14 protein-coding genes are annotated in these 19,105 nt (G+C 32.9%); 13 read left to right on the top strand and 1 reads right to left on the bottom strand.

Annotated elements, in window-relative coordinates; all coding sequences use genetic code 11:
- Positions 1 to 78: 78 nt before the first annotated feature.
- Positions 79 to 2,598 (bottom strand): O-antigen ligase family protein, encoded by a 2,520-nt coding sequence (locus ASG93_RS08785; RefSeq protein ID WP_056830937.1) that lies wholly within the window; start codon positions 2,596 to 2,598, stop codon positions 79 to 81.
- 151 nt (positions 2,599 to 2,749) lie between these two features.
- Here ASG93_RS08785 and ASG93_RS08780 point away from each other — a divergent pair, with 151 nt between their 5' ends.
- Genes ASG93_RS08780 through ASG93_RS08720 form a run of 13 tightly spaced genes read left to right on the top strand, consistent with a single transcriptional unit; the run spans position 2,750 to position 19,095 of the window.
- Positions 2,750 to 3,559, top strand: a complete 810-nt coding sequence (locus tag ASG93_RS08780) for an ABC transporter permease (RefSeq protein ID WP_056830935.1) — start codon at positions 2,750 to 2,752, stop codon at positions 3,557 to 3,559.
- A 23-nt stretch (positions 3,560 to 3,582) separates the two neighbouring features.
- Complete coding sequence (locus tag ASG93_RS08775) at positions 3,583 to 4,893, top strand: ABC transporter ATP-binding protein (protein ID WP_056830933.1); 1,311 nt, start codon at positions 3,583 to 3,585, stop codon at positions 4,891 to 4,893.
- Positions 4,894 to 4,903: 10 nt separating this feature from the next.
- On the top strand, positions 4,904 to 5,938 hold the full coding sequence (locus tag ASG93_RS08770) for a class I SAM-dependent methyltransferase (protein ID WP_056830931.1): 1,035 nt from the start codon (positions 4,904 to 4,906) through the stop codon (positions 5,936 to 5,938).
- Complete coding sequence (locus ASG93_RS36265; RefSeq protein WP_235550788.1) at positions 5,925 to 9,875, top strand: glycosyltransferase family 2 protein; 3,951 nt, start codon at positions 5,925 to 5,927, stop codon at positions 9,873 to 9,875. Before ASG93_RS08770 ends, ASG93_RS36265 begins: the two co-directional genes overlap by 14 nt.
- 60 nt (positions 9,876 to 9,935) lie before the next feature.
- The gene (locus ASG93_RS08760) at positions 9,936 to 10,664 is read left to right on the top strand and encodes a glycosyltransferase family 2 protein (RefSeq protein ID WP_056830929.1); all 729 of its coding nucleotides are present in this window, start codon (positions 9,936 to 9,938) and stop codon (positions 10,662 to 10,664) included.
- Entirely contained in the window at positions 10,655 to 11,014 is a 360-nt protein-coding gene (locus tag ASG93_RS08755; RefSeq protein WP_056830927.1) for a DUF2304 domain-containing protein, read from the top strand. The genes ASG93_RS08760 and ASG93_RS08755 overlap by 10 nt, the downstream gene beginning before the upstream one ends.
- 36 nt (positions 11,015 to 11,050) lie before the next feature.
- Positions 11,051 to 11,407 (top strand): hypothetical protein, encoded by a 357-nt coding sequence (locus ASG93_RS08750; protein WP_056830925.1) that lies wholly within the window; start codon positions 11,051 to 11,053, stop codon positions 11,405 to 11,407.
- Between the two features lie 25 nt (positions 11,408 to 11,432).
- Entirely contained in the window at positions 11,433 to 12,485 is a 1,053-nt protein-coding gene (locus ASG93_RS08745) for an SDR family NAD(P)-dependent oxidoreductase (protein WP_056830923.1), read from the top strand.
- Positions 12,486 to 12,500: 15 nt separating this feature from the next.
- The gene (gene wecB / locus ASG93_RS08740; protein ID WP_200984465.1) at positions 12,501 to 13,631 is read left to right on the top strand and encodes a non-hydrolyzing UDP-N-acetylglucosamine 2-epimerase; all 1,131 of its coding nucleotides are present in this window, start codon (positions 12,501 to 12,503) and stop codon (positions 13,629 to 13,631) included.
- Between the two features lie 18 nt (positions 13,632 to 13,649).
- Positions 13,650 to 14,513 carry a sugar nucleotide-binding protein gene (locus tag ASG93_RS08735; protein ID WP_082614796.1) on the top strand — a complete coding sequence of 288 codons (864 nt, stop codon included), beginning with the start codon at positions 13,650 to 13,652 and terminating at the stop codon, positions 14,511 to 14,513.
- 25 nt (positions 14,514 to 14,538) lie between these two features.
- Entirely contained in the window at positions 14,539 to 15,825 is a 1,287-nt protein-coding gene (locus tag ASG93_RS08730) for a glycosyltransferase family 4 protein (protein WP_056830921.1), read from the top strand.
- Between the two features lie 41 nt (positions 15,826 to 15,866).
- Positions 15,867 to 18,326, top strand: coding sequence for a hypothetical protein (locus ASG93_RS08725; protein ID WP_056830919.1), 2,460 nt, complete (start codon positions 15,867 to 15,869; stop codon positions 18,324 to 18,326).
- Between the two features lie 25 nt (positions 18,327 to 18,351).
- Positions 18,352 to 19,095, top strand: coding sequence for a sugar phosphate nucleotidyltransferase (locus ASG93_RS08720; protein WP_056830918.1), 744 nt, complete (start codon positions 18,352 to 18,354; stop codon positions 19,093 to 19,095).
- Positions 19,096 to 19,105 lie beyond the last annotated feature (10 nt).

The raw sequence follows: 19,105 nt of genomic DNA, 5'->3' as shown, positions 1-19,105 counted from the left end.
AAAAACCATTGTAGAAAACATGGTCTTTTTCAGTACCCTCCATAATGTCAAGGCTCTTAAATCAATAGTATCATCACTCTATTTCAACTGAAAATTCGTTGCAACAATCGCGTCAATGTTCTGCTTTTCAGCCGGATCTTTGGCAATCAGCTTATCCTGAAGAGCTTGATCCTTCGTGCCTTGCTTCTGTAGTGCAGCCAGATACCATCTGGCGACGACCCGGTTCGTCTGATCATCGAACTTATCATTGACATACGGTTTAATCGTATTAGCTGCACCCACATAGTCACCACGCATGTAGTGAACTTGACCAACATTGAGCGCCATACTAGGCGTCACAGCGAACTCTCGTCCTTGTGCTTGTTCTTTAGGCAGATTCTTCAGGGAATCAATGCGAGTCAGAACTTCATTGTATGTGGCAAGTACATTATCGAGCTTTTTATTAGTATCTTGTATATTATTCTTTTGAATGTCTTGGTTTGCGAGTTCTATGTTTAAAGACATGCTTTTTTCATAGAGATCAATATACCAAGGATAGTTAGGAATCTGAGCGTTGGACCAGTCTAACGCTTCTTGCTTGTTCCCTTTGATTAGAAGCATATTGAGCTGCTGCATCGCCACCATGCGGTTATGCGGTTCCTTTTTCAACAATTGATTGAGAAGATCTTGTGCTTGATTGAAAAAGGTTTCTGCTTTCTTCGGGTCTTCCTTCTGCATCTGATTAGATACTTGAAGTAGAATCCCGATTCGGCTGACCTGTCCAGTTAACAAATAGTCTGGATGAGCAGGATGCAGAGAAATCGCTTTGTCCAGTGGAGCTACGATTTGGTTGTAATCCTGACTCTTTTTAACAGTCTCAAGTGTTTGTTTATAAGAACTATTCGCTGAGACTAGTTGAGCCGAGATATAGAACATCACGATCGACAAGACAGCCAGGACTGCCGGGAACATTTTGTGAAGCGCAAGAGAATCAGACTTTAATCGAATTGGAGCCGATGTACTGTTACTCAGCATCCCACCTAGTGCAAGGAAAAGAATAGCACCCAAATACACATAGCTTAAATCAAAGTCAATCATACTGTGGGCCAAGAGAGAAATCGTCACGATGAAGAATAGGAAGTGGAGATCTCGTTTCTCCTGTGAACTTCGGATGTAGCTTCGTATATAGAACACCATGACAGCAATTACGAAACCGATAAAGGCAAGAAATCCTAGCGCGCCGGCCTCAACCAAGTATTGAAGTGCGAAGTTATGAGCCTGACGACTTGTGTAAGGGTTGTTTTGATACTTCTCATATAAAGAAGCCCAAGCGCCACCACCTGCTCCAATAATCGGATAATCCGACCAGAGCTTCACAGCATCTTTGTAAAAAGTTCCGCGCTCCAGAACGCTGTGTTGTTGGAAGTTAATATTTTCGATACGCGTTTTCACGTTGTCTGGAAGAATGTTTTTAAAACCAGTGTCACTTAGGATAAGAATGGCTCCTACTACCCCAATAACAATTGCCGCGATCGGAAGAATGAAGGTAGCAAATTTCTTAGAATCGAAACGAGCAGTTATACGCTCTAACCACGGAGCAACGAAGCGTTGAACAACGATAGCTAGCACAGAGAAAACTACAGATGCAATCAGCAAGATTGACCAACCGTGCCAGGATTCTGAAGCACTGGGCTGTTTTTGTAATCCGATTCCGATATCTGTTACTTTCTCTAGAATAACCAAAGATGCCGCGAAAGCTAATCCAAATTGAATAAGTGCTAGAATCTGTCTACTAATAGAAAAGAAGAAAAGCATAATCAAGAAAACAACCGGAATAACCACTATCGCACCACGAGAGAGCGTTAACCAGAATGAAACAATAATAGGCACTATCATGATTGCATGTGGGAGAACAACATACCATTTGCGAGACTTAATAATGAAGAATAATGCCCCAAGGGATAATGTGATTAAAAAGGCAGCATACGTATTCGCATATTGGAAAACAGACGTTAAACGTAACCCGTTAGAGTCAGTCATAATCGCATCGCGGTATAAGTAAGGTGTAGTTGCATCCATAAGAGCGAACCACCCTACCAAGTGCCCAGCAAAGTTTCCGTTACCTAACCAGTACAAAAGTCCGAAGAGGACAACGAAGTAACCGGAAATAATTAACAAACTGGCAAGAATCGACGTGCCAAGCTTGTTTTTTGTCAGAAATACACCTAAAATGAAGAAGGTTGCATACAGCATTTGGATGTAGACCATATTCGTTGCCAAATAATGAGAGGCCGAATTCGATAGTGAAATCACGTATGTCAGCGGCATCAGTAAGACAAGAATGGTCAAAACATCTTTCTGTTCTTTAAGCTTAAATACAAAGAAAGAAAGGATTGCAATTAGCAGCAAAATAATGGAGGACCATACAGAAGCCGAGTAGATTGTTCTCTCAAAATCGTAAGTCCCACCATTGAACAACGCCCGCTGAAACGGCGCCCAGAACATAAACAAGCCCGTAAACACTACTAAAATCCAAAAAATAACAGAGCTCTTCTCTGTCGTTATCGTTCCATTCGCTTTTGCACGCGAAGCCGCGTAGGCATTCTTACTTGCACTCATGAAAAACAGTCTCCTTCTTCGCTAAAGTTCGACTTTATTTTAGCATACTGGAAGGGGGTTTCCAAATAATGATTATTATTTATTATCCCAGTTTAATGTTCATTTGTGATCTATTCATATAATAAATTTTCAGAAGAGGTTGATAGTAATAATGTTTGTAAATCCTTTAAATATTTTTAAAAACCTTTGGAATCATAGGGAGCTAATCAAAAGTTTCGCTAAAAGAGAAGTAGTATCTAAGTATAAAGGATCTTTTCTCGGAATTATGTGGTCATTTATTAATCCGCTTTTGATGTTAATTGTTTATACATTTGTATTTAGTGAGATATTTAATGCAAAGTGGAATACAGCAAGTAATAGTAAGGTTGAATTTGCAATTATCATTTTTTGCGGATTGATAACGTTTAGCATATTTGGCGACGTAATCAGTCGCGCTCCTTATTTAGTACTAAGTAATGCCAATTATGTGAAGAAGGTCGTATTCCCTTTAGAAATTCTTCCTGTAGTAGCTCTAGGATCTGCAGTAATTAATAGTCTTATTAGCATGGGCATATTAGTTTTATGTGTTGGTATTTTTATGCACGTGATAGAATGGACGTTAATTTTTATTCCTTTAGTACTATGTCCATTGATGCTTCTATCGTTGGGATTAGGTTGGTTTTTATCATCATTAGGAGTATATCTTAGAGATATTGCCCAAATTGTCACAGTAGCTGTACAAGCCCTGATGCTATTAAGTCCTATTATGTACCCGGCAACTTTAATTCCTAAGGATTTGCTCTTTTTATATTATCTTAATCCTATTGGTTATGTTGTAGAGGATATGCGAAGAATAATAATCTGGGGAGAATTACCTAATTGGAGCTCCTTGGGTATCGAAACGATAATAGGGTTAGTTATTTTCTACATGGGGTATGCATGGTTTCAAAAAACAAGATCGGGTTTTTCAGATGTAATTTAGCATTTGAAATTGGAGGTTCTTTTGTGGATTCAAATGTAACGATCAAAATTGATAATGTAAGCAAAACTTATAAAATATATAATAACCCTCAAGACCGTCTAATGCAGTCATTATTAAGGGGAAAGCGACAGTACTATAAAGAGTTTAAAGCATTAAAACACATTTCGTTTGAAGTAAGAAAAGGCGAAACTGTTGGTATTATTGGTAGAAATGGTTCTGGCAAAAGTACATTACTTCAGATTATTGCTGGTACCCTACAGGCAACTGAGGGTAATGTAATTGTTAAAGGTCGAGTTGCGGCTCTATTAGAGCTAGGAAGTGGTTTTAATCCAGACTTTACTGGAAGAGAAAATGTATTTTTGAATGGGGCTATTCTTGGCATTAGTAGAGAAGAAATGAGTAAACGGTTTGATGATATTGTGTCATTTGCCGACATTGGAGATTACATTGATCAACCTGTTAAAACATATTCAAGTGGTATGTATGTTAGACTTGCGTTTGCGGTAGCTATCAGCGTTGAGCCTGATATTCTTATCGTAGACGAGGCTCTTGCTGTGGGTGATGGTCGATTTCAATTAAAATGCTTTGAAAGAATAAAGACAATGAAAGAAGCTGGGACAACTATCTTGTTGGTAACTCATGATTTACAATCGATCAGACAATTTTGTGATGAATGTTTATTATTTGATAAGGGTGTTTTATTAGATCAAGGTAAACCTAATGATATTGTTAATAAATACACTAAAATATTATTTTCAAGTCCTGATTCAGAACTTTTAGAACATAACGAATTGAACGAAGATACTGCTGGTTTTCAAGGAGCTAATGCAATAGATAATGATCAACGGATAGCTGATGCCAAAGAGTATCGCTACGGCAACGGTCAAGGTAGCATAAATTATGTTGATATAACTGACTTAGAGGGCAACTCGCTAGAAATTCTGACAACTTGTGATGAAGTTAGGATTAGTATGGAGGTAACTTCAAGTAAAGAGGTTCTTAAACCGATATATGCAATAACGATTAAGTCCGTTAAAGGGCTTGAAGTGTATGGCACAAATACATACTTTCAAAATATGCCCTTTGAGGTTCTTCATCCCAATCAGCCGATTCACATCGAATTTAAACATAAAATGTCCTTAGCACCAGGGACTTATTTTATTTCATTTGGTTTTGTCGAACTAATTAATGATGAAATTGTTCCTTTGGACCGAAGATATGACGCCAAAGAGATAAAAATATTGCCTCAAGGCACTGATCGGAGCTTTGGCATAGCTAATCTTAATTCTCAAATCTCAGTAAACTACCTATTGAAAACCGAAATGAAGAAATAAGGTGAAATTTATGAATTCAAGCGAGTTTATTAAAGACTTAAACTTAGTTGAAATTTTATCGGATAATTTTGTTGTAGAGCGCTGTTATACAGGGAAATATGCTGATTTAAGTGATGAAAAAGAAGCAGAAATGATCTCATTAATGAGCAAAAAACACTGGAGAGAAGTTATCGCGGAAAGTTTTCAAGAAAAGTCGCCATGGCTTTACCGAATTATTGCTGATGCAGGCCGTCCTATGTTTTTGGATATGCTGGATATCCCTAAAAACGGACTTTATTTAGATGTTGGATCAGGATGGGGACAAGTATGTATTCCATTAGGACGTTTAGGTAACTCAGTAGCTCTTGATCTAACGTTTAATAGACTTAATATTTTAAGAAGCATTGCCAATCAAGAAAAAGTTTCTCTGCAGTATGCACAAGGGAATTTCCTATCTTTCCCGTTTATTGAAAAAAGTTTTGATACAATCATTTTTAATGGGTCTTTAGAATGGATTGGTGTAGGTAGAGAAAAAGGTACTTCAATTAGAAAAGTCCAAATTGATGCTTTGAAAAAAGCAAATGATCTTTTGAAACCTGATGGTATGATCTATATTGGTATAGAAAATAGCATGGGTCTGAAATACATTTTAGGTACTGAAGATGATCACACAGGTCTACAATATCATACTTTTTTAGAAGAAAGAATCGCTGAGAACAACTTCCAATCTCAAGGTAGAGGTGAGCAACTTCCTTCTAAAACTTGGAGTTTAGAAGAATACAAGGAAATGATATCTGAATCAGGCTTAGAATTAGAAAAGGTTTATGGTTGCTTCCCCGATTATAAACTAATAAGGCAGATGATTGATTTAAGGTTTATTAACGAAGAATTGATTAATGGTACACCTGTTACGGAACATGTCGGGATAAGTGGAGAAGACATTAACCGGCCTCTGGAATTAAACGCTATGTATAAAGTATTAGCAAAAAATAAGATTGCGCAATATTTCTGTCCTTCATATGCATTTATTTTACGCAAGAGAGGTCATTCTAATGGAACTATTTAATGCTTTGATTCACTCGAACATATGCACGACAAAAGATCTAAATAATCTTATTATTAAATTGCAGCTTAGTGATGGTATGAGGAACGAAAATGCTTTTAGCGCTAGGTTTTTTGTATCCTATCCAAATGGTGAAAAGTTATGCTCTATAAAAAAAATACCAGATAATGGTTTATTTAATATAGAAAATATCTCGTATACACAAAGATTGTACCGAGATTTCTCCGATTTATCAGCCCCGTATATTAATGGGATTTATTATGGTGAAGATGGTCATATATATATCGTTGAAGAATTTCTTGAAAACAGAACAACCTTATTTGATGCTATGGAACAAGGAGACCTTTCGCAAAATGAATCCATTGAAATTTTAAATTTGGTACTCAATCGTATTAAGATGCAACCGCCTAATCCTTTTGATCAAAAAGTATTGGATGAAGATATAAAAATGTGTTTTAAAGCATTAGAGTTATTAGATTTACCGGAGCTTACACTAAAAGAACTTAAATTAAAGTTGGATAAATTATTAAATAACAATATTAAATCGTTAACCACTAATTTACTATGGACAAACAGAGATATATTATCGCGTAATATTATACTCGCGGAAAATAAGCCTTATATAACAGACTTTGATTTAAGCAGGAAAACTCATTTCTTCTGGCTAGATATTTACAGATGTAGTCATTATTCAAATATTCCAGTAAAAGAGCTTAATCTGAATATTAATGTGGACGAACATTTATTACAATTGTTATTTCATCTTAACGAAATTACATTACAATATAAGGTTCTAAATTCAAAGGCTTTCATAGACTCATCTAAACCACATAAACAGAAGGTTTTAGAAATTATTAATAGCAGTATGGGGATTTCGATTGAAGAACTTATAAAAGCAAGTGAGCCTCTTATTCCAATAGCAAATGGAGATTCTTACTTGCAGTTGTTTTGGTCAATAAATAATGAATATACAGAAAATAATTCTAAGAAGTTAATGGTTATTGAAGACGGTGAGGTTCATCGATACGTTTTGGATGTCCCTCATTTTGGTCAGAGTATAAGGCTTGATCCAAGTAATAAACAATGTTTAATAGAAATTAACCATATAACAATAAACTTAATGGAAAATGATATTTTTGAAATAACTAGAGAAATAAATTTTGAACGATTAAAAGTAAATAATGGGCTATTGCAGCTAGAGAACCCAAGTTCATTTAAGTTAGTTTCGTTAAATAATGATCCTCAAATTATAATCAATCTCCCAGAAAAAACAAATGATATAAACAGTAAGATTAGTATTACAATTGAAATGTGCTGTACTCCAGATATATCAAGTGTAATCATAGATGCATTTGCAGTTAAATCTAGTGAATTACAGAAGACAAATGACGAATTAACTCAACTCGAATCAGTATACAAAGAAGAAAAAGATAACCTTATAAATGCGACTAAGCTATTGGAAGAATCAGCAGTATGGTTACAAAAACTTGAAACTAATCTTTCAGAAGGTAATAAAAATATAGTCTCACTTCAAGACGAGTTGGAAAATTCAAAAAAAAATGAAATTGATTGTTTAAGAGAGCTATCACAAGTAAAAAAAGAGATAGAAATAATTAAGAGCACAGTTTCTTGGAAAATTACCAAACCTTTGAGAAAACTTGCACTATTAAAAAAGATAGCAAGAAAATTAAGGGATGTATTAAGGGTGCTAATGCAAAAGAAGTTTGTTCTTGGATTGGTACCTATGAAAGATTTAACTGAAGAAATCGGTGGTTATCATTGGGCAAGCATTGGAAACGATCCGTATTTTCAATTGCATGGGGAGTTTCCAAAAGGTTGGGTCAAAATTAAATGGACTTCTTATAGTAATGTTAATCTTCCTTTGAAGTTGTACTGGGATGAAGGGAATGGGCTTTCAGAAACTAATAGCCATATCTTCGGATATATAAAGAAAGGTGATAAGGCAGTTCAAGAAACGGTTGTCTTTATAAGTCCTTTAGCGTTAAATCTCCGACTTGATTCTGGCGAGATAGAAACAGACTTTTTACTTGAGCCTATTGAAATGTATAAAATTACTCGATTCCACGTTTTTATGAAATCAGCATTATTTTATATTAAACAACGCGGCATTACATTTGTAACTTTTAAATCCTTACTAAGAAAAACATGGGATGTATACAAATTACAAGGTTTAAGAGGAGTTTGGATAAAAATAAAATATAGCGTAACCGGTGGTAACCAAACTACTAATTCTGTAGATTACCAATCATGGATTATTGGCCATTCTATAACTGATAACATTAAAGAAGATATTCTTAAAGAAATGTCCACTTTCGCATATAAACCTTTAATTTCAATAATACTTCCTGTATATAATGTTAATGAAATATGGTTGGTTAAGTGTATCGAATCGGTTAGAAATCAACTATATACAAACTGGGAGTTGTGTGCGGCTGATGATGCATCACCAAAGCCTCATATTCGTGAGGTGCTTCAGAAGTATGAGAAGCTGGATGAAAGAATAAAGGTTGTTTATCGAGAGAAAAATGGTCATATTTCTGAAGCTTCTAATTCCGCTTTAGAAATTGCGAATGGTGAGTTTATTGCCCTTCTAGATCATGACGATGAATTGACTATTGATGCTTTATATGAAAATGTAAGATTACTTAATAAACATTTAGATGCCGATATGATATATAGTGATGAGGATAAAATCAGTATGGAAGGTGAGCGACATTCACCGTTTTTCAAACCAGATTGGTCTCCTGATACTTTTTTGTCTCACATGTATGTATGTCATTTAGGCGTATATAGAATGAGCTTAGTAAGACAATTAGCTGGATTTAGAAAAGGTTATGAAGGAAGCCAAGATTATGATCTGGCTCTTCGAATAACAGAGTTAACTAATAAAATTTTTCATATACCTAAAATTCTTTACCATTGGAGGACAATTCCTGAATCTACTGCTTCCACTGGAGCTGCCAAAGATTATACTAAAGATGCTGGTTATCGGTCACTTCAAGATGCTATTACTAGAAGAGGAATTGATGGATGGGTTGAAAGGTCTGAAATTCCTAATGTTTATATAGTTCATCATAACCCAACTGGAAATCCGAAAATATCCATATTAATTCCAACCAGAAATATGGGTAATATCTTAGATCATTGTTTAACGTCTATATTCGATAAAACGACATATCAGAATTATGAAGTCATTGTAATTGATAATGGTAGCGATGAAAAGGAAACATTGGAAATATTCAAAAAGTGGCAAACGAAGGAAAAAAGTAGATTTAAGGTGTATCCTTTAAACATCCCATTCAACTATTCGAAAATTAATAATGAAGCTGCCAAACTAGCTGACGGTGAGTTGTTGCTTTTATTAAATAATGATATAGAAGTAATAACACCTGAATGGCTTGATGAGATGGCTGGACAGGCAGTCCGATCTTCGATAGGTGCAGTAGGAGTAAATTTGCTTTATCCAGACAATACAATTCAACACGGTGGAGTAATACTTGGGATTGGTGGTGTGGCTGACCACAGCCATAAAAATTTTGATATTAGCAGTCCCGGATATTTTTCGAAATTAAAAACTGTGAATAATTATTCCGCTGTAACTGCTGCTTGCCTAATGGTGAGAAGAGAAGTATTCTTTGAAGTTGAAGGGTTAGATGAATTATTAGAGGTAGCATTTAATGATATAGATTTTTGCCTTCGAATAAGAGAGAAAGGCTACAATATAGTTTGGTTACCACATGTTCAACTTTATCATCATGAATCTAAATCTAGAGGACAAGAGGATACTCCTGCTAAGTTGGAAAGGTTTTATAAAGAGATTTCATTTATGAACAATAGATGGGGAGATAAGCTATTTAACGACCCTTATTATAATGTGAATCTGTCTATAGAACACCGCGATTTTAGATTGAAAATCTAGATAATAGCTTCAAAGATTGTGCCCAGTTTTTATTTTAATATCTAAAGGGGCTATATAAAAATGAAGATACTGGCTATTGTTCCAGCTTACAATGAAGAAGAATCGATCAAGCAGGTTATAGCTGACCTAAATGAAAATTTCGTAAAGGCAGATGTTTTAATTATTAATGATTGTTCTAAGGACAGTACAGCGGCTATCGCAATTAAAGCTGGTGCAAAAGTTATAACTCTCCCATGTAATTTAGGTATTGGCGGTGCAGTACAAACTGGTTTTATTTATGCAAATAGCAATAATTATGATATTGCATTTCAATTTGATGGAGATGGACAACATTTAGCAATTGAATTAAATAAATTATTAGAGCCAATACTCATATTAAATGCTGACATGGTAATAGGTTCCAGATTTTTAGATTCAAAAAATTATAAGCCATCATTTTTCAGAAGTTTGGGTATTACGTACTTTCAATTTATTAATTCTACGATACTAAAGCAGAAATTAACTGATACCACTTCTGGGTTTAGAGCGTATAATAAAAAAGCCATTAAGTATCTTGCCAGTAATTATCCACAGGATTATCCAGAAGTTGAAACAATTATAATTATGAAAAAAGCAGGATTTACCATAAAGGAACTTTCCGTCACTATGAGAGAGAGATTAGGAGGACGCTCATCAATAAATGGATTTAAACCTATATATTACATGGTCAAAGTAACATTTAGTATATTAATAAATTTATTAAGAAAGCATCCGAAGAAGACATCGGAGGAAATGGTAGCATGGAATTAAAGCTTACAATTGTTTCCGTTATTTCAAGCCTATTACTCACTTTTTTTGTGATTGATCTAGTAAGGAGAAAAAAGCTAAAAGAAGAATATTCTATCTTATGGATATTAGCGAGTGGATTGTTTTTGTTGCTGTCTTTATGGAGATCCTTGATAGAAGTTATTGCTAATATAGTAGGAATAGCATATCCACCTTCTGCATTATTTATAGTTATTATTTTCTTTGGAATACTTTTTTTATTACATGTTTCTATAATATTAACTAGATTATCAGAAAACAACAAAACACTTATTCAGAGAGTCGGTTTACTGGAAAGTAGAATAGATCAGTTTGAAAAGGCTAAGGATAAATAATAAAAAATTACTCCTTAAAACTAAGGTGGTTATTAAGTGGCTTTTTACATTGTAATATATTTGTTTTTTACTGTCGGTGGATTAATATTTATGAAACTTGGTGCTGGTGGCACTAATATAGTTTATGAGAAATTCAATTTAAGCATAAGTTTGAACCTTTATATTATTCTTGGACTAATATTATATTTATTGAGCTTTTTAATGTGGATTGTTTTATTAAAGAAATATGACTTATCGTACATCGTACCGATCACAACTAGTATATCTTATATAGCGGTTATAATTAGTGGAGTGTTTATCTTTAATGAAAAAATTAGTTTATTAAATGGTATTGCACTATTTATAATTCTCATTGGAGTTGTATTGCTGAATATTCCCAAGAGCTGGAGTTAACTTGAAATAGGAGAGAAGATGACATATGTTTTCAAATAAAGTGTTGTTAGTTACTGGCGGTACCGGATCATTTGGACATGCTGTAGCAAGGAGATTTTTAAATACAGACATCAAAGAAATTAGAGTATTTAGTAGAGACGAAAAAAAACAAGATGAAATGAGAAATAGATTTAGGAATGATAAATTGAAATTTTACTTAGGTGATGTTAGAGATTTTAATAGTATTAATGATGCTATGAAAGGTGTAGATTATGTATTTCACGCCGCTGCTTTAAAACAAGTCCCTTCTTGTGAATTCTATCCAATGGAAGCTTTAAAGACAAACACTATTGGGACAGATAATGCAGTAAATTCAGCAATACAAAATAAAGTAAAGAAATTTATATTACTTAGTACAGATAAAGCTGTGTATCCAATAAATGCTATGGGGATGTCAAAGGCTTTAGCAGAGAAAATAATTGTAGCGAAATCTAGAAACCTCACTGTTGAAGACACAGTCCTTTGTGTAACAAGATACGGTAATGTTATGGCCTCAAGAGGATCTGTCATACCGTTATTCATAAAGCAAATTAAAGAAAAAAAAGATATTACTATAACAGATCCAATCATGACTAGATTTTTAATGACATTAGATGAAGCGGTGGACCTCGTTTTATATGCATTTAATAACGCGGAAAATGGCGATATTTTCGTTCAAAAAGCACCCGCCTCAACAGTAGAGGATTTAGCAAAGGCATTAATTGAACTTTTTGATGCCAAATCAGAGATTAAAATAATAGGGACAAGGCATGGGGAAAAACAATCAGAAACATTGTTAACAAGAGAAGAGATGATAAAATCTTCTGATTTGAATAGTTTTTATAGAGTGCCATCGGATGTAAGGGATTTAAACTATGAGAAATATTTTTCTAAAGGACAAGAAGAGGTCACTAAACAGGAAGATTATAATTCGAATAATACAACACAATTAAGAGTAGAAGAAGTAAAAGAACTATTATTAAAGCTTGATATTATTAAACATGAGTTGAATTTTGAGGATTTCAACGGAGCATCTACTGAATTAATTGATATTTTATAATTGAGGTGTTAGGCATTGAAAAAATTAAAAGTAATGACAATTGTTGGAACAAGACCTGAAATTATTAAATTGAGCTTGATATTAAAAGAATTAGATAAGTATACAGACCATGTTTTTGTTCATTCAGGGCAAAATTATGATTATGAATTAAATGAGATATTTTTTGACGATTTGGAAATAAGGAAACCTGATTATTTTCTGGATGCTGCAAAATCCTCTTCGATAGAGACGATAGCAGAAGTTATTAAATCATCTGATAAGGTAATGGAACTAGAAAATCCTGATGCTTTGTTATTATATGGGGATACAAATACATGTATGGCTGTAATATCAGCTAAGAAAAGGAAAATTCCAATTTTTCATATGGAGGCAGGAAACAGATGTTTTGATCAGCGTGTTCCTGAAGAGATTAACAGGAAAATTGTTGATCACTTAAGTGATATCAATATGCCTTTAACTGAGCATGCTAGAAGATATCTTATCAATGAAGGAATAAGTGAAAATACCATTATTAAAAGTGGATCAACTTTGAAAGAAATTCTAAGCTATAACTTAGAAAAAATTGATAAATCAAACATTTTGAATGATTTTTGTTTAGAGCCAAATAATTATTTTGTTGTTAGTGCTCATAGAGAAGAAAATATTGATTATGATATTAATTTTACTGATTTGCTAGAAACATTAAATAGTATTGTAGAAACTTATAACAAACCAATTATATTTTCAACGCATCCAAGAACTAGGAAGAAGTTGGAACAAATTAATTTCAAAGTAAATGATAAAATTGTATTTTCGAAGCCGCTAGGTTTTTTTGATTATATAAAACTACAAAAGAATGCATTATGTGTTATTTCCGATAGCGGGACTATTACCGAAGAATCTTCCATACTAAATTTTCCGGCGATCACAATTAGGAATGCACATGAACGACCTGAAGGAATGGACGAAGGAACCTTGATTATGAGTGGTTTAAAAAAGGATAGGGTTCTTCAATCAATAGATGTGGTTATAAGCCAATTTAGTTCAACGAATTATAATATTAAGATAGTGAATGATTATGATACATTGAGTGTCTCACAAAAAATAGTAAGAATTATATTGAGCTATACCGATTATGTTAATAGAACAGTTTGGAAAAAAGGATAATATTGGGCGGTGACTAATTTGCAAAAGATACTAGTTTTAGGATCAACTGGTATGGCTGGACATGTGATAACCATGTATTTTGAAAGTAAGAATGAATATATCGTTGATAATATAAGTAATTCAATGAAATTAAATAATAAAAGTACCCAACTAGACTTGACGAATTTGGTAGATTTTGAACATTTTCTTGAACAAAATAAATATGATTATATTATTAATTGTGTTGGCGTATTAAATCATTTTGCTGAAGAAAACAAGGATAAAGCGATTTTGCTTAATAGCTATCTGCCTAGATATCTTGAGAAGAAATATATGAAAGAAAAAACTAAGATTATTCATCTAAGCACGGATTGTGTTTTCTCTGGTAAACAAGGTGAGTATCAGGAAAACTCATTTAGAGATGGAGACACATTTTACGATCGTTCAAAAATCTTGGGTGAAATCAATAACGAAAAAGACATTACAATCAGAACTTCAATAATCGGTCCCGATATAAATCCTCTAGGAATTGGTTTATTTAATTGGTTTATGCACTCTAGAGGAGAGATTAAAGGATATTCAAATGCTTATTGGAGTGGAATAACAACAATCGAGCTCGCTAGAGGTATTGAAGAAATAATGAAACAAAATATAAGCGGATTGTATCATTTAGTTGCTAAGAAGAAAATTAATAAACATGACTTGTTAACGTTAATAAAGGATATTTTCAATAAAAATGATGTAATTATAACTAAATATGAGAATCAGTTTGTAGATAAAAGTTTAATTAATACAAGAGAAGATTTTGACTATTCAGTTAATGATTACATAGAAATGATCAATGAAATAAGTGAATGGGTTAATTCTAATCATGCTATATATGAACACTATATGAAGCATTAACATAAACATAAGGGAGATGCTTGAATTGGCCAAAGAAAAGATACTTGTAGTTTGTCAACATTTTTGGCCGGAAGAATTCCGAATTAATGATATTTGTAGTTCCTTGGTGGAAATGGGACATAAAGTTGATGTTATATGTGGTATTCCGAATTATCCTTTCGGTAAATATTTTGAAGGGTATTCGTTATTGAAAAAAAGAAAAGAAAACTTCTACGGGGTTAATGTTCACAGAAGCTTTGTAATTCCCAGAGGAAGTGGGAATCCAATCCATGTCCTATTAAACTATGTATCCTTTCCCTTCTTTAGTCTTTATCACGTCTGGAAACTTCGAAAGGATTACGATAAAGTTCTAGTTTATCAATTGACACCTGTATTTATGGCTATTCCCGCTATTTTTGCTAAAAAAATTCTTAATAAAACTATTTTCATTTATATACAAGACTTATGGCCAGAAAGCTTATACTCTGTATTTAATTTCAAATCAAAATTATATAAAAAAGTTTTTAATAAAATTTCTGATTATATATATAAACAATTTGACTTTTATTTTACTACATCAAAAGGCATAAAAGAAAAAATTGAAAAAACCTATGGTATTGACAATAGTAATGTTTTATATTTACCTAATTGGGCTGAAAAAATTTATGAGGAAAAACGAGAAAATAGAGTATTAAAACAAAAATATCAAAACACGTTCAATATTATCTTTGCTGGTAATATTGGCCCCGCCCAGAGTTTTGAAACAATTATTAATGCAGCGAAAATTTGCCTTGATCAAGGCTATACCCATATAAAATGGATTATTGTTGGAGATGGTATGACTAGAAAGTGGGCCGAAGATAAGGTGGCGGAACTAGGGATTCAAGAAGTAATTATTTTTCTTGGTAGAAAACCTCTCACTTCTATGCCAGAATATTATGATGTTGCTGATGCACTTTTAGTATCACTAGTGAAAAGCGATTTATTCGGAATTACGATACCATCCAAGATACAATCCTATTTAGCTTCGGGAAAACCTATAATTGCTTCTCTAGATGGGGAAGGTGCTAATATAATCAGGGAAAGTGAATCTGGTTATGTATGTGAGTCAGAAAATGCTTCACTTCTAGCAGATAATGCTATCCAAATGAGTGCTTTATCTAGCGAAAGATTAAAGTTAATGGGTAATAATGCCAGAGATTATTACTTAGAAAACTTTGAAAAAAATAAATTGCTAGCTCATTTAACTAATTTCCTTCATAAAGAACCGAGGAGAATTCAGAAAATCCCAATAAACAGGAATGAAAAAGGTTCTATAGAGGAGAATTTTTAATTCTATTAGTATTGTAATTATGAGGTTGTGGGTGAATACTTATGTTCAAAAAAAGAAAAAGCATACTCTTAATTTTACTGCTATTAGTATCTATCATTGCTGAGTTATTCGTTTTTAACTATAAGTTCTTTTTTATGAATAACTCCAATTTTATTACCCAGGATATCGAATCGAATAAATTTATTGTTAAAGATCTTGAATCTCTCCCGAATTCGAATTATTTATCAATTACCAATGATCCTTGGGTTGAAATAAAGAATTTGAATATAGATTCAAGAGCTATTGCTGTTAAGATGGAGTATCTAAAGTCAGGAGGTTTATTTCAAGTTTTTTATACAACTTCTGAGGATTTACAATACTCTGAAGAAAAATCATTTATCTTTAATATTTCTAAAAATCAAGAAGAGTTTAAAATAAAATTAAAGCAACACTTGAATATTAATAGCTTAAGAATTGATGTTACGAATAGACCAGGTGAAACGTTGTCAATTTCTAAACTTACAATAAATCCATTGTATAGTTTCGATTTTAAGGTTACTCGACTTTTGAAAATATTTCTCGGGATACTATTCATTGTTTTGATTACTTTGTTTGTTAATCGATATAAAGAATTTATTTTTAAATATAGATATTTAATTGCTTTGTTATTATTTGTTATTTTGGTTTTAGGGAAAATTCATGGATCATCAATAGGTATGTGGGATAGTTATCTTGAACCCAATAAAGCCCAAAATTCAATAGTAATCGAAGGTAAACCTCGTGCTATTAGAAGTGATGAATGGCTAGTTCAAACACCTTGGTTGCTAGCACAAACACAGAGTAAAGATAATTTTCCTATAATAAATGATAATATTCGTTCGGATGGACAAAATATGTTGCTTAGTAATACTCCGACAATTAGTATTGATTTATTAGCGAAACCTCAATATTGGGGCTTCTTATTATTTGGGAAGGATTACGGCTTATCATGGTTTTGGAATATTAGATTTTTTTTATTGCTTTTACTTTCTTTTGAGATGGCACTATTTTTGTCTAATAGAAATTTACTGATCTCGATAATTGGCGTTGTGCTTATTGTTTTTTCTCCAGTAATTCAGTGGTGGTACAGTACGTCATTTGTTGATACTATAATTTATTCTCAAGGAATTATTGTTTCAGCACTTTATTATATTAAAAATTATAATAATCAACCTGCAAGAATTTTATTTATGTCACTGATGTTTTTATCAATGATAGGCTTTGTGATGGGTATATACCCTCCAGTTCAAGTTCCGTTAGGTTACTTAGTTTTAATATTTTTAGGATTCATATTACTTCCAAATTATAAGAAGTTAATAACAAACAAGTTAGAATGGATCATGTTCTTTGTTTGTATATTTTATTTTTGTGCATGTATATTCTTATTTATATATCAATCATATGACAGCATAAAAATAATGTTAAGTACAGTATATCCTGGCCAGAGAATAACTACAGGTGGGGAATATAATCCGAAATATTTATCATTATTTTTAATTGATTGGTTAGTGCCATTTAAAGATGTGAACTTTTGGAATAATAGTGAAGTTAGTAACTTTATAATTTTTTCACCAGCAATTATTTTGTCTTTTTTCCTAGTTTATAAAAAGGAAAAATATAATAGATATTTAATGCTAACATTATTTATTTATTTAATTTTTCAAATTTCTTGGTTTGTTATTAAGTATCCTATTTTTGTTGGGAAATACACCTTATTTTCTTTTGTTCCGGAAAAGAGATTAGCAACTATGATCTCGGGTCTTACATCTCTGTATTTATTTATTTGGTTAGCATCTATTTTGACAAAATATAAGGCTTTAAGTAGATATAATACATTTTTAATTTGTATTATTGTTGCTTTTATATCCTATATATCCTTATTTAAATCAGAAATGTATACCTATTTAGGGAACACATTTTCTTGGGTCACTTTACTTTATTATTTATTATTAAATTACTTATTGCTTAGGGGCAAAAAGAAGTTTCTAGCAATTTTTGTAATTATTCCAGTTATAATTTCAGGTGCAGCTGTAAATCCAATTGCTAGAGGAACAGATAGTATTTATAGACACGATATCTCAAAAGAGATAATACGTATTAAAGAACTTAATCCATCTGCAAAGTGGGCTGCTATGAATAGCCTTGTTAATGGACAATATTTAATTTCTTTAGGTGTAAAGTCTTTTAATAGTGTGCAATATTATCCAGACATTAATATGTGGGAAAAATTGGATGAAACCAAAAAATTTAGTGATGTGTACAATAGATATGCTCATATAATTGTTGAGCTTACACAAAATAGCACCTCATTTGAGTTAAAAGGTGGAGATGTTTTTAAAATTTATATGAATGAAAATGATTTGAAGAAAGCAGATATAAGATATGTTCTATCACAAGGAAATTTAGACGCATATGAACCAAATACACTAAAAAAGATATATTCTAGCTCTAATAATAATTTATTCATATATGAGGTAAATTAATAGGCAAATTAATTGGAGGTTCTAAATGAAAGGTATTATTCTAGCAGGTGGTACAGGTTCAAGATTGTTTCCTTTAACAAAAGTAACGAACAAACATTTACTTCCTGTAGGTAAATACCCAATGATTTTTCACTCCGTTGCAAAGCTTAAGCAAGCAGACATAAACGATATCCTCATCGTCACTGGTAAAGATCATATGGGTGATGTGGTTAACCTTTTAGGAAGCGGTAGAGAAATGGGAGTAACCTTTACTTATAAAGTCCAAGATGAAGCTGGAGGAATCGCACAAGCGCTAGACCTCGCTGAGCACTTCGTTGGCAATGACCAAATGGTCGTAATTCTTGGCGATAACGTATTTGAAGAGAGTATTGTTCCTTTTGTAGACAACTTCAGAACTCAACGAGATGGGGCCAAGATTCTCATCCAAGAAGTTCAAGATCCTCAACGATACGGCGTTCCAGAGTTGCTGGGAGAGAAGATCATCTCTATCGAGGAAAAGCCTAAACAACCGAAAAGTAGCTATGCAGTAACAGGTATTTATATGTATGACAGTACTGTATTTGAAATTGTTAAGAAACTTAAGCCATCAGGCCGCGGTGAACTTGAGATAACGGATGTCAATAATGCATACATCGAAAAAAACGAGTTAACTTACGATATTCTTCAAGGCTGGTGGACGGATGCAGGAACACATACCTCTTTAGCTAAAGCCAATGAATTGGCGAAAGAATTGTTTTTTGGAGAAGAGTTTGGGAAACTTAAATTGTAAGAGGTGCCGA

The sequence above is a fragment of the Paenibacillus sp. Soil787 genome (assembly GCF_001429545.1).
GTDB lineage: Bacteria > Bacillota > Bacilli > Paenibacillales > NBRC-103111 > Paenibacillus_E.
This window is presented reverse-complemented; position numbering and strand designations above follow the sequence as displayed.

Bases quoted from the DNA above. Each gene is read 5' to 3' on its own strand.
- ASG93_RS08785 (WP_056830937.1), bottom strand. From the start codon at position 2,598: ATGAGTGCAAGTAAGAATGCCTACGCGGCTTCGCGTGCAAAAGCGAAT.
- ASG93_RS08780 (WP_056830935.1), top strand. From the start codon at position 2,750: ATGTTTGTAAATCCTTTAAATATTTTTAAAAACCTTTGGAATCATAGG.
- ASG93_RS08770 (WP_056830931.1), top strand. From the start codon at position 4,904: ATGAATTCAAGCGAGTTTATTAAAGACTTAAACTTAGTTGAAATTTTA.
- ASG93_RS36265 (WP_235550788.1), top strand. From the start codon at position 5,925: ATGGAACTATTTAATGCTTTGATTCACTCGAACATATGCACGACAAAA.
- ASG93_RS08760 (WP_056830929.1), top strand. From the start codon at position 9,936: ATGAAGATACTGGCTATTGTTCCAGCTTACAATGAAGAAGAATCGATC.
- ASG93_RS08755 (WP_056830927.1), top strand. From the start codon at position 10,655: ATGGAATTAAAGCTTACAATTGTTTCCGTTATTTCAAGCCTATTACTC.
- ASG93_RS08745 (WP_056830923.1), top strand. From the start codon at position 11,433: ATGTTTTCAAATAAAGTGTTGTTAGTTACTGGCGGTACCGGATCATTT.
- ASG93_RS08725 (WP_056830919.1), top strand. From the start codon at position 15,867: ATGTTCAAAAAAAGAAAAAGCATACTCTTAATTTTACTGCTATTAGTA.
- ASG93_RS08720 (WP_056830918.1), top strand. From the start codon at position 18,352: ATGAAAGGTATTATTCTAGCAGGTGGTACAGGTTCAAGATTGTTTCCT.